Here is a 15,614-nt window from a genome sequence, read left to right on the forward strand (position 1 = left end):
CCCGTGGTGTAGTGGTTAACATGCCTGCCTGTCACGCAGGAGATCGCCGGTTCGACCCCGGTCGGGACCGCCATTTTATATAAAGAAAAGAACGAAACATGTTGTTTCGTATTTTTTTATTTGTTTTAACAAAAAACTAATAAAGACAGTCAAACTATCCTTAGGAAACCTCCTAAGGACTTTTTTATATATTCAAAACCTGTATAATAAAGAGCAGAGAACATTGTGAGTAAAGTAGGTGAAGTCTGTGAGTAAATATGAAATAACAACAAAATCATCTGAGGAAACACAAAGATTATCAGAAAAACTAGGTGAACTTGTAGAGGCGCAAGATGTAATTATTTTAGAAGGAGATCTAGGGGCTGGTAAGACGACTTTTACAAAAGGACTAGCAAAAGGTCTTGGAGTAAAAAGAGTTGTAAATAGCCCTACCTTTAATATTATTAAAGAATATAAAGGAAGATTACCGCTATATCATATGGACGTGTATCGCTTAGCAGAAAGTGAAGAGGACTTAGGGTTTGATGAGTATTTCTACGGTGAAGGAATTACGGTAGTAGAATGGGCTCATTTAATAGAAGCATATTTACCAAATGAGAAATTACAAATTAGTTTATTCCATGCTGGAGATGATACAAGAAACATTGTACTCGAGCCAGTTGGAGATCGCTATATTAGATTATGTGAGGAGCTACTACAAGATGAAAGTACTAGCAATTGATACTTCAAATTACGTAATGGGTGTATCCCTTATTGAAGAAGGAAACGTAATTGGGGAAATCATTACAAACTTAACAAAAAACCATTCTGTACGTCTTATGCCAGCTGTAGAACAACTGTTAAAAGAATGCGGTGTAAAACCGAAAGAATTAACGAAAATAGTAGTGGCTGCGGGACCAGGATCATATACAGGTGTTCGCATAGGTGTGACAGCTGCCAAAACATTAGCTTGGTCACTTCAAATACCAATTGTAGGTGTATCAAGTTTAGAAGTAGTGGCTGCAAACGGAGCGAATTTTGATGGGTTAATCTGTCCTTTATTCGATGGAAGACGCGGACAAATTTATACGGGGCTATATACATATGAAGGAGAGAAGTTAACTTCTATAGAAGAAGACCGAATTATCCTTATTGTAGACTGGTTGCAAATGTTAAAAGATAAAGGAAAGCCTGTTTTATTTCTTGGTAACGATGTTAAATTGCATAAAGAAACGATTATCGAACATTTAGGCGATCAAGCTGTATTTGCTCCTTTTACTAAAAATAACCCAAGACCAAGTGAGTTAGCGTTCTTAGGATTGCAAAAAGAAGAACAAGATGTACATTCATTTGTTCCTAGTTACCTTCGTTTAGCTGAAGCTGAAACAAAGTGGTTAGAAAGTCAAAACAAGTAGGGGTTTGCAGAGGATGGATATGATATTTAGAAAGATGGAACTCGATGATATTGCTCAAATTGTAGCTATTGAAGAAGCATCTTTTTCAACTCCTTGGACTGCAGATGCCTTTCACCGTGAGTTAACGATGAATGAACATGCACATTATGTTGTGCTAGAAAAAGATGGTCGTGTAATTGGGTATTGTGGATTGTGGATAATTATTGATGAATCACATATAACAAATATAGCTATTTTACCAGAATACAGAGGTCAAAAGCTAGGGGATGCTTTATTGAAAGAAGTTATTTCCAAAGCTAAAACTCTAGGCGTAAAAACGATGACACTGGAAGTACGTGTATCAAATGAAGTTGCAAAACAGTTATACAGAAAATACGGATTTCAAAATGGTGGAATTCGTAAACGATACTATGCAGACAATCAGGAAGATGGTCTCGTAATGTGGGTGAATATATAATGGAAAAAAATACGATTATACTTGGTATAGAAACAAGTTGTGATGAAACAGCAGTAGCGGTTGTTAAAAATGGAACGGAAATTATTGCGAATGTCGTTGCATCACAAATTGAAAGTCATAAACGTTTTGGCGGAGTTGTACCAGAGATTGCATCTCGTCATCATGTAGAAGAAATTACAGTTGTGTTAGAAGAAGCTTTAAAAGAAGCCAATATCACATTTGATGATATTGATGCAATTGCTGTAACAGAAGGACCTGGTTTAGTAGGAGCACTTCTAATAGGCGTAAACGCAGCGAAAGCAGTGGCGTTTGCACATGATATCCCTCTAGTTGGTGTACATCATATCGCTGGCCATATTTATGCGAACCGTTTAGTAAAAGAAGTTCAATTCCCACTGCTATCACTTGTTGTATCTGGTGGGCATACAGAGCTTGTTTATATGAAAGAACATGGTTCATTTGAAGTAATTGGTGAAACGAGAGATGATGCAGCAGGAGAGGCGTATGATAAAGTAGCTCGTACGTTATCTATGCCATATCCAGGTGGTCCTCATATTGATCGCCTTGCACATGAAGGAGAACCAACAATTGATTTGCCTCGTGCATGGCTAGAACCGGATTCGTATGATTTCAGTTTCAGTGGATTGAAATCAGCAGTTATCAACACTGTGCATAACGCAAAACAGCGCGGAATAGAAATTGCACCGGAAGATTTAGCAGCAAGTTTCCAAGAGAGTGTAATTGACGTATTAGTAACGAAAGCGTCTCGTGCAGCGGACGCTTATAACGTAAAGCAAGTGCTTCTTGCTGGTGGAGTGGCTGCGAATAAAGGACTTCGTGCACGTTTAGAAGCAGAATTTGCACAAAAAGAAAATGTGGAGCTAATTATTCCTCCTCTATCTTTATGCACAGATAATGCAGCAATGATTGCAGCGGCAGGTACAATTGCGTATGAACAAGGAAAACGTGCTACATTAGCTTTAAATGCAAATCCAGGATTAGATATTGAAGCATAGTTATGCACAAAATTAACCACAGCTTGTGGATAAAACCCATATTATCTGTTGATAATGTGGGTTTTATTGTGTATATAAAATGTTGATAACTTTTTGATTAATTGTGGATAATGTGGAAAAGTTATTTTGATGTTTATTTTATGAAGGTGGATATGTGTATAAACTTGTGGATAAAATAGGCGAAGTCTGACCTTTGAATGTATTCTTTTTCGGGAAATAAAAAGCGAGAAGATATTTCTAAAAAACATTTTGAAATGTGCCCTTATTATAGGGGTGTGCTAATATTGTCAAACCTTGTCGGTAAATCGGTATCTCTTGTCGAATCGTTTATGCAATAGAGGTTGATCACGGCTAGAAGATAAAAAGGATGTCCCATTGTCAAAAATCTCGACTGATGAGACATCCTTCTTATTCATACTCTTATAAATGCAATTCTTCCCATTCTGCCATGCAAGCATCAAGTTGTTCTTGTAGTGTTTGCTTTTTCGTTGTAATTTCACTAGCCTTTTCATAATCTGCATATATTTCTGGTAAGCAAAGTTGATCTTCTAACGTAGCAATTTCTTCTTCAAATTGTAAAATGTTTTGTTCTAGTTCCTCAATTTTTCGAGTACGTTGACGCTCCAACTTTTTGCGCTCTTTTTCTTCGAGATAATTTAATTTTTCTTGAGCTACAATTTTTTGAACAGGTACCTGATTTTCTTGCTGTTCTTGTTGTTTAAATTCAGCACGTTCAATCATCTCATTTTTCTTTTCAACGTAGTAATCGTAGTCACCTAAATATTCCTGCGCACCTTCTGTTGATAACTCAACAACAGTTGTCGTTACACGATTAATAAAATAACGGTCATGTGAGACAAACAGAAGGGTACCTGGATAATCAATTAAAGCATTCTCCAAGATTTCTTTACTATTTAAATCAAGATGGTTCGTAGGCTCATCGAGAATTAATAAATTCGATTTTTGCATCATAAGTTTTGCAAGAGCTAACCGAGCCTTTTGTCCACCACTAAGAGAGGATACTGGTTTTAGTACATCGTCTCCTGTGAATAAGAAGTTGCCTAGTATTGTGCGAATTTCTTTTTCAGGTTGCAATGGATATTCATCCCATAATTCATTTAAAACTCGCTTAGAAGATGTTAAGTTAGCTTGTTCCTGATCATAATAACCAACAGATACATTGGATCCGAAAGAAACATCACCATGTAATAGTGGTAGCTTATTCACAATGGATTTCAACAATGTGGATTTCCCAATTCCATTTGGACCAACTAAAGCAACACTATCCCCACGAGTTAAGCGCATTGTTACATGTTCAATAATCGGATCCTCATCATAGCCGATAGTTGCATCCTTTACTTGTAAAACATCATTTCCACTTTGTTTTTCGATATCGAAATGGAAGGAAGCTGACTTAGAGTCACCTAATGGTCTTGTTAATAGTTCCATACGGTCTAATTGTTTACGACGGCTTTGCGCACGTTTTGTTGTAGATGCACGAGCTATATTTTTTTGAACGAAGTCCTCAAGCTTAGCGATTTCATCTTGTTGTTTTTCATAACGTTTCATTTCTTGCTCGTATAGTGCTGATTTTAAATCTAAATATTTACTGTAGTTACCAACAAATCGTCTGCTTTCTTTATTCGAAATTTCATATACTTGTGTAACGAGTTTATCTAAGAAATAACGGTCATGGGAAACGATTAGTATTGCGCCAGGATAGCCTTGTAAATATTGTTCAAGCCATGTTAATGTTTCGATGTCTAAATGGTTTGTAGGCTCGTCCAAAATAAGTAAGTCTGGTTTCGTTAATAATAATTTACCGAGAGCTAATCGTGTTTTTTGTCCACCGCTTAATGTAGAAATCGTCGTCTGGTGCGTTTCGGCTGGGAAGCCAAGACCGCTTAAAATCGAACGGATATCTGCTTCGTACTGATAGCCACCTTGATCTTTATAATCTAATTGCAATTGGTCATAGTCAGCTAATAACCTTTCATATATAGCCTCATTTGAAAAGTTTTCTTCTTTTCCCATCTCTTGCTCTAGCCTTCGAAGTTTTGTCTCCATTTGCTGCAAGTGTGTAAAGACGGTTAACATTTCATCCCAAATTGTTAAAGACGTTTCTAAACCGGTATTTTGAGCTAAGTATCCGATTGAGACATCTTTCGGTTTTATAATTTCGCCACCATCATGAGATAGCTCACCAGCTATTATTTTTAATAACGTAGATTTTCCGGCTCCATTTCGTCCGACTAATGCGATGCGATCTTTCGTTTGAACTTCCAATTTTATGTTTGCAAGAATCGTTTCTGCACCGTATAATTTCGAAAGCGCGTTTACTTGTAATAAAATCAATGTTTTCACCTCAAATAATTTCTTAACTTTGCCATGTTTATATTTCTCAATCATACTAAAAATAGTGTATAGTTTAAAATACAGAGAGAATACTTCTTCTTTCTATTATACAAGGAATTTAATAAGTGCTAAACTTCTGTATTTGATTAAAGCATATGAATAAAGATAGGAAGAGAGGAGAGGTTATATGGAGCAGCAGAAAATTCCACAAGCCACTGCTAAGAGATTGCCTCTATACTATCGATTTATCCAAAACTTATCTCTGTCTGGTAAGCAACGTGTTTCATCAGCCGAATTAAGTGAAGCGGTAAAGGTTGATTCCGCAACTATTCGAAGAGATTTCTCATACTTTGGGGCGTTAGGGAAAAAAGGATATGGATATAACGTAAATTATTTATTATCATTTTTCCGTGAAACACTCGACCAAGATGATATAACACGTGTAGCGCTTATTGGAGTAGGTAATTTAGGGACCGCTTTCTTACATTATAATTTCACGAAAAACAATAATACAAAAATTGAAATGGCGTTTGACGTTAGTGAAGAGAAAGTAGGAACAGAAATCGGGGGCATTCCTGTATATCACTTAGATGAATTAGAAGAAAGATTATCAAATGATATACAAGTGGCAATATTAACAGTACCGGCTACAGTAGCACAATCTGTAGCAGATAGATTAGCTGAAACGAGTGTGCATGGTATTTTAAACTTCACACCAGCACGCTTAAATGTATCAGACAATATAAGAATTCATCATATTGATTTAGCAGTAGAGTTACAAACACTGGTTTACTTTTTAAAGAATTATCCACAATAAAACGCAGAGGAAGCGACCTCTGCGTTTTATTATTGTTTTTTCTTTGTGAATTTAACTAATATAAGGCGAAGTGCCAAATTAAAATCAATTGTTGCCATAACTGCAAATAGTATTGTCCACATATTCCAGATTGTATCTGTTACGTTCGTAATGGCGAAGCGTGTAAAGATACATCCTAGAAGGAAGTACAATGCAGCCATGAACAATGGCGAGTTTCTCATACTAAAAATCCTCCGATAAAGCCTTGCATTTTTTCAGCTTCTTTAATCATTTCTTGAATGTGTTCATTACTCACTAACACTTGAGCAACTGCAACTAATGTATTCATTGCAACATGGGCCGCAATTGGAACGATAATACGCTTCGTCTTTACATATAAAAAGGCGAATACGAGCCCCATTGCAGTGTATACCAATAAGTGAGTGAAATCAAAATGAATTGCTGCGAATACGAGAGAACTAATGATAGCAGCAATAAAGAAGTTAAACTTCTTATAAAGTGTACCAAATAAAATTTTTCTAAACACGATTTCCTCTAAAATAGGTCCGATTATAGATATAACAATTAGGAACCAAGGTGTCGTTCTTGCGATATCCATAAGCCTCGCTGTGTTTTCAGATCCAGGTTTAATACCTAATACATACATTTCAATCATACCAGCAATACTTTGTGAGAAAAATGCTAAGAAGAATCCGATAAAAATCCATCCAATTGTAGCTGGAACAGTAGACCGCGTTTTATCTAAATGTCTATCACGAATATCTGTTCTAAGTAACCAAAGCACGATACATAATGCAATAAAGAAGCTAATGATCGCCCAATGGCCAGTTATGAGTTGGAATTTCTCCTCCCTAGTAAATCCTCTGTTATCATAAAGTCCAGTTTTCAGGAGAAGCGGTAATCCAGCTATGGATGATAACTGCATTAAAATGTATGTAACGATAACCCACCAATATTGTTTTTTCAAATGGTTTAACCATCCTTTCTAACTCTAGTGTATGAGATAAGGTAGGATAACATGTACATATGCTACCTACGATATAAACCTTACGTAAATTATGTTTTTTTCGTAAATCTTCATTTGAAATTATAATAGAAGACAGGAGAAAGTTGTGTGTGTAGCGAAAACAACTTAGGGTGTCCTTTCATATTGTAACATACGAGTAGTGGAAACAACGATTCATATAGTAAAGGTAGAAGAAGAGAGAATCTATATAGAAAAGTGTATAACTTAATTTGCGAAAAAATTATGATTTTTTTACTTGCAAAAGAAATTGAGATTATTTATTATTATAAGTGTGTTAGCACTCGGGTGACCTGAGTGCTAATAAATAAAATTTACATAACAAAATGAGGAGGTTATTGTTCATGCTAAAGCCATTAGGTGATCGCGTTGTAATTGAGCTTGTTCAAGCGGAAGAAAAAACAGCAAGTGGTATTGTATTACCAGACACAGCAAAAGAAAAACCACAAGAGGGTAAAGTTGTTGCAGTAGGTACTGGTCGAGTGCTTGAAAATGGTGAGCGTGTTGCTTTAGAGGTAGCAGCAGGTGATCTTATCATCTTCTCAAAATATGCAGGTACTGAAGTGAAATATGAAGGTACAGACTACTTGATTTTACGTGAAAGTGACATTCTAGCAGTTATCGGTTAATTATATAAATCTTAAAAAATCCAAGGGGGTCAATTATTATGGCAAAAGATATTAAATTTAGTGAAGAAGCACGTCGTTCGATGCTTCGCGGTGTCGACACTCTTGCAAATGCAGTAAAAGTAACGCTTGGACCAAAAGGTCGTAACGTTGTTCTTGAGAAAAAATTCGGTTCACCACTTATTACAAATGACGGTGTAACAATCGCAAAAGAAATCGAATTAGAAGATGCATTCGAAAACATGGGTGCAAAATTAGTAGCAGAAGTTGCTAGCAAAACAAACGATGTAGCTGGTGACGGAACAACAACTGCAACTGTATTAGCGCAAGCTATGATCCGTGAAGGTCTTAAAAACGTAACGGCTGGTGCGAACCCAATGGGTCTTCGTAAAGGTATCGAAAAAGCTGTTACTGCTGCAATCGAAGAATTAAAAACGATTTCTAAACCAATCGAAGGTAAATCTTCAATCGCACAAGTAGCTGCTATTTCTGCGGCTGACGAAGAAGTAGGTCAATTAATCGCTGAAGCAATGGAGCGCGTTGGTAACGACGGTGTTATTACTTTAGAAGAATCTAAAGGATTCACAACAGAATTAGACGTAGTAGAAGGTATGCAATTTGATCGTGGATATGCATCTCCTTACATGATTACTGATTCTGACAAAATGGAAGCAGTTCTTGATAACCCATACATCTTAATCACTGACAAAAAGATTTCTAACATTCAAGAAATCTTACCAGTATTAGAGCAAGTGGTACAACAAGGTAAACCACTTCTTATCATTGCTGAAGATGTAGAAGGCGAAGCATTAGCTACATTAGTAGTGAACAAACTTCGTGGTACATTCAATGTAGTAGCTGTTAAAGCTCCTGGATTTGGTGACCGTCGTAAAGCAATGCTAGAAGATATCGCAATCTTAACTGGTGGCGAAGTAATCACTGAAGAATTAGGCCGTGACTTAAAATCTGCTACAGTTGAATCTTTAGGACGCGCTGGTAAAGTTGTTGTAACGAAAGAAAACACAACTGTAGTTGAAGGTATCGGAAATACACAACAAATCGAAGCTCGCATCGGTCAAATCCGTGCGCAATTAGAAGAAACTACTTCTGAATTCGATCGTGAAAAATTACAAGAGCGTCTTGCAAAACTTGCAGGTGGCGTAGCAGTAATTAAAGTAGGTGCAGCAACTGAAACTGAGTTAAAAGAGCGCAAACTTCGCATTGAAGATGCACTTAACTCAACTCGTGCAGCAGTAGAAGAAGGTATCGTTGCAGGTGGTGGTACTTCACTTATGAACGTATACACGAAAGTAGCTTCTATCGTAGCTGAAGGTGACGAAGCAACAGGTATCAACATCGTACTTCGCGCACTAGAAGAGCCAGTTCGTCAAATCGCAATCAACGCTGGTCTAGAAGGATCTGTAGTTGTAGAGCGTCTAAAAGGCGAAAAAGTAGGCGTTGGCTTCAACGCAGCAACTGGCGAGTGGGTTAACATGCTTGAAACTGGTATCGTAGATCCAGCTAAAGTAACTCGCTCTGCACTTCAAAACGCAGCATCTGTTGCAGCTATGTTCTTAACAACTGAAGCTGTAGTAGCTGACAAACCAGAACCAAATGCACCAGCAATGCCTGATATGGGCGGCATGGGCATGGGCGGTATGGGCGGAATGATGTAATTCCGTTCGCCCCGAAAACATCCACTTCTATATAGAAGTGGATGTTTTTTTGTGTTTTTGAGAGGAAGAATTTAATTTCTGTAGAATTTTGTCGCTTTCTCTCTTGACCATACCGACACTTCATTGTTAGAATCTAGGAAGATAATATAAAACGATCCTTCATATATCCTCAAAGATAAGGTTTGAGAGTCTCTACCGGGTTACCGTAAACAACCTGACTATGAAGGCAGTGTGTCTTATATTTATAAAGAGCGGAAGACTATCTTTCTTTATAAAGCCAGACCCCTGCCTTTTCTTTGTTATGAGACTAGAGGCGGAGGACTGGCTTTTTTTATTATATTGGTAATGCTTTTCGCCAAATTGGTGAAAATATTTATATACGAGAACTAACGTTGGGGTGATTATTTTGAAGAAGCAGCACGATACAATTATCGTTTTAGATTTTGGGAGTCAGTACAATCAGTTAATAGCACGTCGAATTCGTGAGTTCGGTGTATACAGTGAACTTCATCCACATACAATTACTGCGGAAGAAATTAAAGCAATGAATCCAAAAGGGATTATCTTCTCTGGTGGACCGAATAGTGTATACGGTGAAGGCGCATTACATTGTGATGAAAAAATCTTTGAACTAGGATTACCGATCTTCGGTATTTGTTACGGTATGCAGCTTATGACACAACACTTCGGTGGGAAAGTAGAACGTGCAAACCACCGTGAGTACGGAAAAGCAGTTCTTAAAGTAGAGAACGAATCAAAATTATATGCGAACCTTCCAGAAGAGCAAGTTGTATGGATGAGCCATGGTGACTTAGTAACTGGTTTACCTGAAGGATTCGTAGTAGATGCAACAAGTGAGTCTTGTCCAATTGCTGGTATGAGCAATGAAGACAAAAACTTATACGGTGTACAATTCCACCCAGAAGTACGCCACTCTGAGCACGGTAACGATTTAATTAAAAACTTCGTATTCGGCGCATGTGGTTGTTCTGAAGGATGGAACATGGAGAACTTTATTGAAGTAGAATTAGAGAAAATCCGTGAAACTGTTGGAGACAAAAAAGTACTATGCGCACTTAGCGGCGGTGTAGACTCTTCTGTTGTAGCAGTATTAATTCATAAAGCAATCGGCGATCAATTAACATGTATTTTCGTTGACCACGGCTTACTTCGTAAAGGTGAAGCAGAAGGCGTTATGAAAACATTTAGCGAAGGCTTCCATATGAACGTTATTAAAGTGGATGCAAAAGAACGCTTCATGAACAAGTTAAAAGGTGTAGAAGATCCAGAACAAAAACGTAAAATCATCGGTAACGAATTCATTTACGTATTTGATGATGAAGCTTCTAAATTACAAGGTATGGACTTCTTAGCACAAGGTACACTTTACACAGATATCGTTGAGAGTGGTACAGCAACTGCACAAACAATTAAATCTCACCATAACGTTGGTGGATTACCTGAAGACATGCAGTTCAAATTAATTGAGCCTTTAAACACTTTATTTAAAGATGAAGTACGTGTATTAGGATCTGAACTAGGAATTCCTGATGAAATCGTATGGCGTCAACCATTCCCAGGTCCTGGTCTTGGTATTCGCGTATTAGGTGAAATCACAGAAGAGAAATTAGAAATCGTTCGTGAATCTGATGCGATTTTACGTGAAGAAATTATTAAAGCAGGCTTAGATCGTGAAATTTGGCAATACTTCACTGCACTTCCTGGTATGCGTAGCGTAGGTGTTATGGGTGACGAGCGTACTTACGATTACACAGTAGGTATCCGCGCGGTAACATCTATCGACGGTATGACAGCTGACTGGGCACGTATCCCTTGGGACGTACTAGAGAAAATCTCTGTACGTATCGTAAACGAAGTAAAACACGTTAACCGTATCGTGTATGATGTAACGAGTAAGCCACCAGCAACTATTGAGTGGGAATAGTATTATAAAAAAAGATCCATCTATTGCACATGCGTAGATGGATCTTTTATATTCCTGAGCTTAATACGAACGAAAATATAAAAACTTATAAAAATGTTCGTTTTTAAATTGACAAAAACACATTCAAGAGTTAATATGAGTATGTAATTCAAACGAAAAGTGAATATTATGCCGTCGTATAATATCGGGGATATGGCCCGAAAGTTTCTACCTAGCTACCGTAAATGGCTTGACTACGAGGCGTTTTGATAAAGGTGAGGGGAATCTTGTCTTTATTCATAGAACGCTTCCATGTATATGCAATGGAAGCCTTTTTTATTTTTAATAGATAAAAGAGGGCTAGGGGATTACGGCGAGTAATCATATAACGGGGGAAACGTAAGATGAAACGCTATTTTCAGTTTGATGAACTCGGCACAAATTATAAAACAGAGTTCATAGCAGGTTTAACGACATTCTTATCTATGGCTTACGTGCTATTTGTCAATCCTGCTACGCTGTCGCTTGGAAATGTTAAAGGGTTACCAGCAGGTACAGGAATGGATCCAGGTGCAGTATTCGTTGCTACAGCATTAGCAGCAGCGATTGGTTCGTTAATTATGGGGATATTCGCGAAGTATCCAATTGCTTTGGCGCCGGGTATGGGAATTAACGCGTTCTTTGCTTATACGGCAGTGTTAACGATGGGTATTCCGTGGCAGACAGCAATTGCTGGAACGTTAATGTCAGGTATTATCTTTATTATTCTTACAGCTTCAGGTATTCGTGAAAAAATCATTAATGCAATTCCATCGGAGTTAAAGTTTGCAGTAGCGGCAGGTATCGGATTATTCATCGCTTTCCTTGGGTTCCAAAATGCCGGAATTATTGTGAAAAATGATGCTGTTCTTGTTGGATTGGGGGATTTAACAAAGGGCACAACGTTACTAGCAATCTTCGGGGTTGTTACGACAATCATCTTCATGATTAAGAAAATAAATGGTGCAGTTTTCTACGGTATGATTCTTACGGCAATCTTAGGAGTAGCGACAGGATTAATTGATACTCCGAAAGCTGTAGTGGGAGCAATACCGAGTCTAGAACCAACGTTCGGTGCCGCGCTAACTCACTTTGGAGATATTTTCACTGTTGAAATGACGATTGTTATTATAACGTTCTTCTTCATCGATTTCTTTGATACAGCAGGTACACTTGTAGCGGTTGCGAATCAAGCTGGATTAATGAAGAACAATAAATTACCACGTGCAGGAAAAGCGTTATTTGCAGATGCGATTGCAACTGTAATTGGTGCGATCTTAGGTACATCAACAACAACGTCTTATATTGAATCTTCTGCTGGGGTAGCAGCGGGTGGACGTTCTGGATTTACAGCAGTTGTAACAGCGGGGTTCTTCTTATTAGCACTATTCTTCTCGCCGTTATTAAGTGTTGTAACACCAGCTGTAACAGCGCCGGCTTTAATTATTGTAGGAATCTTGATGGTTTCATCTTTAGGCGAAATTGATTGGAAGAAATTCGAGATTGCAGTACCAGCATTCTTTACAATCATTTCAATGCCGCTTACGTATAGTATTGCGACAGGGATTGCAATCGGGTTTATCTTCTATCCAATTACAATGGTAGTAAGCGGTCGTCGTAAAGAGATTCATCCAATTATGTATGTTATGGGAGTTTTATTCGTACTATATTTCATCTACGTTCGTAAATAAAAGGGGTTTTTGAAAGGTCTAGACTTAAGGGGAGTCTAGACCTTTTTTGCGTCTTCAGAAAAACTTAAGGATTTCTGAGCGTTTTTCTTCAGAAGTTTTCCTATAATAGAAGTTAGGGATTAAAAAAGTGATGGGGGAGATATTGTGGCAAATGAAACAATACTTGTCGTAGATGATGAAAAAGAGATTAGAAATCTTATTACAATCTATTTAAAGAATGAAGGATATAAAGTGTTGCAAGCAGGAGATGGAGAAGAAGGATTACGTTTACTAGAAGAAAATGAAGTACATCTAGTCGTATTAGATATTATGATGCCAAAAGTAGACGGTATTCATATGTGTATGAAAGTAAGAGAGTCGAAAGAAATGCCGATTATTATGCTTTCTGCGAAAACGCAAGATATGGACAAGATTTTAGGGTTAACTACAGGTGCAGATGATTACGTAACGAAACCATTTAATCCGTTAGAGTTAATCGCAAGAATTAAATCTCAGTTACGTCGTTATATGAAGATGAATGGTTTCGCTATTCAAAATGAGGACGAGTTAGAAATTGGAGAGATGAAAATAAACATCTCAACCCACAAAGTTATTGTGGATGGAGAAGAAGTGAAATTGACGCCAAGGGAATTTTCGATTTTAGAATTACTAGCTCGTAATCCTGGTATGGTCTTTAGCGCGGAACAAATTTATGAAAAGGTTTGGAACGAAAGGTCTTTCCAGTCGGATAACACGGTAATGGTGCATATTCGAAAAGTACGTGAAAAGATTGAGGAGAATCCAAGGAAACCTAGATATATAAAAACAGTATGGGGAGTGGGATATAAGATTGAAAAAGATATTTAATCCGTTTACTTATGTTAGGAAAATTCAAGAGTTAATTGGAAAGATAGTGAAGAGTGTGAAACGGAGTATACGAATTCAACTTATTACTGCGTTTACTGCTTGTGCATTATTAGGTCTCTTTGTATCAACGAAGATAGTAGCCCCTATTTTTGAGGATGCTAGTCGACATGCTGAGATTAATTATAGAGATGGTATGGAACAAATTAATCGTAAAGCGCAAAGTACTGCGGAAATGATGGTTGATGCAAATAAATTAGATGCTGTACAAAGTATGATAGAACTAGAAAATGAAAATTTAGAGCAGAGGCAGGATGCTTTTAAAATATTAGTTACCGATGAAAGTGGTAAGGTTTTGTATAAAACGAAGCAGGCGCAAGAAGAACAAATTAATTTGCATAATACAATTCGTAATGCAACTTCATTTGCTATCAATTATTCGAATAATAATGATATTGAAAGATCTAGAAAAGAATTTATTACTTTCTCACCTATTACGATTGAAGGTAAGAATTTATATATGTTTGTGAGCGGAATTCCTCAAGGGGAAGTAGTATATTATAAAGTAGAAGGACCATTCCCATTTTTAATTGGTGTACTCGTATTCATTTTCTCTTTCTTCTATATAACAAAGAGAAAGATGAAGCAAATTGAAGCGATGGCACAAGGTGTAAAGGAAATAGAAAAAGGTAATTTAGCGTACCGTATTGAGAAGAAAGGTGAAGACGAGATTGCGTCTTTAACTGAGAATATTAATAATATGGCGGAAGAGCTTATGAATAATATAGAAAAGGAACGTAAATTAGAGAAGCAAAAGAACGAGCTTATTACGAATGTATCTCACGATTTACGTACACCACTTACTTCTATTATGGGTTACTTACGATTACTTCGAGATTCTAAATATGAAAATAAAGAACAACATGATGAGTATACGAGAATTGCTTTTGCGAAGTCGGAGCAGTTAAAGAATTTAATAGAAGGTTTATTTGAATATACGAAGTTAACAAATGAGCAAGTTATATTGGAAAAACAAGAAGTTTGTATAAATGAGTTACTCGAGCAATTAATAGAAGAGTTAGTACCGCAGGCGGAAGAGCATGGACTTACGTTTGTTAAGAAGTTCCCGGAGGAACGTGCCTATGCAGCGGTTGATTCGGAAAAGATGGTCCGTGTATTTGATAATTTATTAATGAACGCTATTAAGTATAGTAAAGATGATGGAGAGATAAAAGTTTCTCTTCAAAGGCAGCGCCGGGATATACAAATTGTAATTGCGAATCATAGTGAAGAGTTTACGAGAGAAGAGTTAGGGAGTTTGTTTGAACGCTTCTATAAGAAAGATCAATCTAGAAGTAGGGTAACAGAAGGGTCGGGACTTGGATTAGCGATTGCGAAAAGTATTGTTGAATTACAAGGTGGTAGTATTCGAGCGGAATATGAGGATGGTATTATTCAATTTATCGTCTCGTTACCAATTATAGAAAAATAATAAACGAATAGAATGATATAGGATAAAAGGGCTTATTTTAAAAGAAATAAGCCTTTTTATATTTTTTTAGAAAAACATGTTGACGATTGTAGGTTAGAGGTGTAATATAGAACAAGTCGCCGATGCAATAACGCAGAACGTGGCAAACGAAATGAAAAACTTAGTTGACATTACAAATTAGAAATGTTAACATAAGGAAGTCGCAAATGAGCGACCAAGTAGTTCTTTGAAAACTGAACGAAACAAACAACGTGAAACGT

The 15,614-nt window shown here is 37.1% G+C and carries 14 protein-coding genes and 2 riboswitches; of the genes, 11 read left to right on the forward strand and 3 right to left on the reverse strand.

Going from position 1 to position 15,614, the window contains the following annotated elements:
- Window positions 1-247: 247 nt before the first annotated feature.
- The 4 genes from tsaE to tsaD are packed head-to-tail and all read left to right on the forward strand — an operon-like array spanning window position 248 to window position 2,867.
- Window positions 248-721: a tRNA (adenosine(37)-N6)-threonylcarbamoyltransferase complex ATPase subunit type 1 TsaE gene (gene tsaE, locus AC3WVA_RS28890; protein WP_098347313.1), complete on the forward strand. Its 474-nt coding sequence runs from the start codon at window positions 248-250 to the stop codon at window positions 719-721.
- Window positions 702-1,394: a tRNA (adenosine(37)-N6)-threonylcarbamoyltransferase complex dimerization subunit type 1 TsaB gene (tsaB, locus tag AC3WVA_RS28895; protein WP_048528495.1), complete on the forward strand. Its 693-nt coding sequence runs from the start codon at window positions 702-704 to the stop codon at window positions 1,392-1,394. The genes tsaE and tsaB overlap by 20 nt, the downstream gene beginning before the upstream one ends.
- A gap of 13 nt (window positions 1,395-1,407) precedes the next feature.
- Entirely contained in the window at window positions 1,408-1,851 is a 444-nt protein-coding gene (gene rimI / locus AC3WVA_RS28900) for a ribosomal protein S18-alanine N-acetyltransferase (RefSeq protein ID WP_195756984.1), read from the forward strand.
- Window positions 1,851-2,867, forward strand: coding sequence for a tRNA (adenosine(37)-N6)-threonylcarbamoyltransferase complex transferase subunit TsaD (gene tsaD, locus AC3WVA_RS28905; protein WP_000414588.1), 1,017 nt, complete (start codon window positions 1,851-1,853; stop codon window positions 2,865-2,867). Before rimI ends, tsaD begins: the two co-directional genes overlap by 1 nt.
- A 420-nt stretch (window positions 2,868-3,287) precedes the next feature.
- On the opposite strand, the gene AC3WVA_RS28910 is transcribed toward tsaD, so the two are convergent.
- Window positions 3,288-5,222, reverse strand: coding sequence for an ABC-F family ATP-binding cassette domain-containing protein (locus AC3WVA_RS28910; RefSeq protein ID WP_218010740.1), 1,935 nt, complete (start codon window positions 5,220-5,222; stop codon window positions 3,288-3,290).
- Between the two features lie 187 nt (window positions 5,223-5,409).
- Between AC3WVA_RS28910 and AC3WVA_RS28915 the strand changes: the two genes are divergently transcribed.
- A complete protein-coding gene (locus tag AC3WVA_RS28915) occupies window positions 5,410-6,039 on the forward strand; it encodes a redox-sensing transcriptional repressor Rex (protein WP_048528493.1) in 630 nt (209 codons plus the stop codon).
- 29 nt (window positions 6,040-6,068) lie between these two features.
- On the opposite strand, the gene AC3WVA_RS28920 is transcribed toward AC3WVA_RS28915, so the two are convergent.
- Window positions 6,069-6,260 (reverse strand): YdiK family protein, encoded by a 192-nt coding sequence (locus AC3WVA_RS28920; RefSeq protein WP_001246201.1) that lies wholly within the window; start codon window positions 6,258-6,260, stop codon window positions 6,069-6,071.
- Complete coding sequence (locus AC3WVA_RS28925) at window positions 6,257-7,006, reverse strand: CPBP family intramembrane glutamic endopeptidase (RefSeq protein ID WP_048528492.1); 750 nt, start codon at window positions 7,004-7,006, stop codon at window positions 6,257-6,259. Before AC3WVA_RS28925 ends, AC3WVA_RS28920 begins: the two co-directional genes overlap by 4 nt.
- A gap of 401 nt (window positions 7,007-7,407) precedes the next feature.
- Between AC3WVA_RS28925 and groES the strand changes: the two genes are divergently transcribed.
- The 6 genes from groES (at window position 7,408) to AC3WVA_RS28955 (ending at window position 15,354) form a co-directional block, all read left to right on the forward strand.
- A complete protein-coding gene (groES, locus tag AC3WVA_RS28930; RefSeq protein WP_000917311.1) occupies window positions 7,408-7,692 on the forward strand; it encodes a co-chaperone GroES in 285 nt (94 codons plus the stop codon).
- 38 nt (window positions 7,693-7,730) lie between these two features.
- Window positions 7,731-9,365, forward strand: a complete 1,635-nt coding sequence (groL, locus tag AC3WVA_RS28935; RefSeq protein WP_001975554.1) for a chaperonin GroEL — start codon at window positions 7,731-7,733, stop codon at window positions 9,363-9,365.
- A 139-nt stretch (window positions 9,366-9,504) separates the two neighbouring features.
- Window positions 9,505-9,606, forward strand: a riboswitch (purine riboswitch).
- 165 nt (window positions 9,607-9,771) lie between these two features.
- The gene (gene guaA, locus AC3WVA_RS28940) at window positions 9,772-11,310 is read left to right on the forward strand and encodes a glutamine-hydrolyzing GMP synthase (protein ID WP_141539704.1); all 1,539 of its coding nucleotides are present in this window, start codon (window positions 9,772-9,774) and stop codon (window positions 11,308-11,310) included.
- Between the two features lie 154 nt (window positions 11,311-11,464).
- Window positions 11,465-11,566: riboswitch (purine riboswitch) on the forward strand.
- A gap of 127 nt (window positions 11,567-11,693) precedes the next feature.
- Entirely contained in the window at window positions 11,694-13,019 is a 1,326-nt protein-coding gene (locus AC3WVA_RS28945) for an NCS2 family permease (RefSeq protein ID WP_048528490.1), read from the forward strand.
- Between the two features lie 144 nt (window positions 13,020-13,163).
- Complete coding sequence (locus AC3WVA_RS28950; protein ID WP_099686575.1) at window positions 13,164-13,865, forward strand: response regulator transcription factor; 702 nt, start codon at window positions 13,164-13,166, stop codon at window positions 13,863-13,865.
- Complete coding sequence (locus AC3WVA_RS28955) at window positions 13,849-15,354, forward strand: HAMP domain-containing sensor histidine kinase (protein WP_492322419.1); 1,506 nt, start codon at window positions 13,849-13,851, stop codon at window positions 15,352-15,354. The genes AC3WVA_RS28950 and AC3WVA_RS28955 overlap by 17 nt, the downstream gene beginning before the upstream one ends.
- Window positions 15,355-15,614 lie beyond the last annotated feature (260 nt).

It is taken from the genome of Bacillus sp. EB106-04-02-XG92, assembly GCF_058791995.1.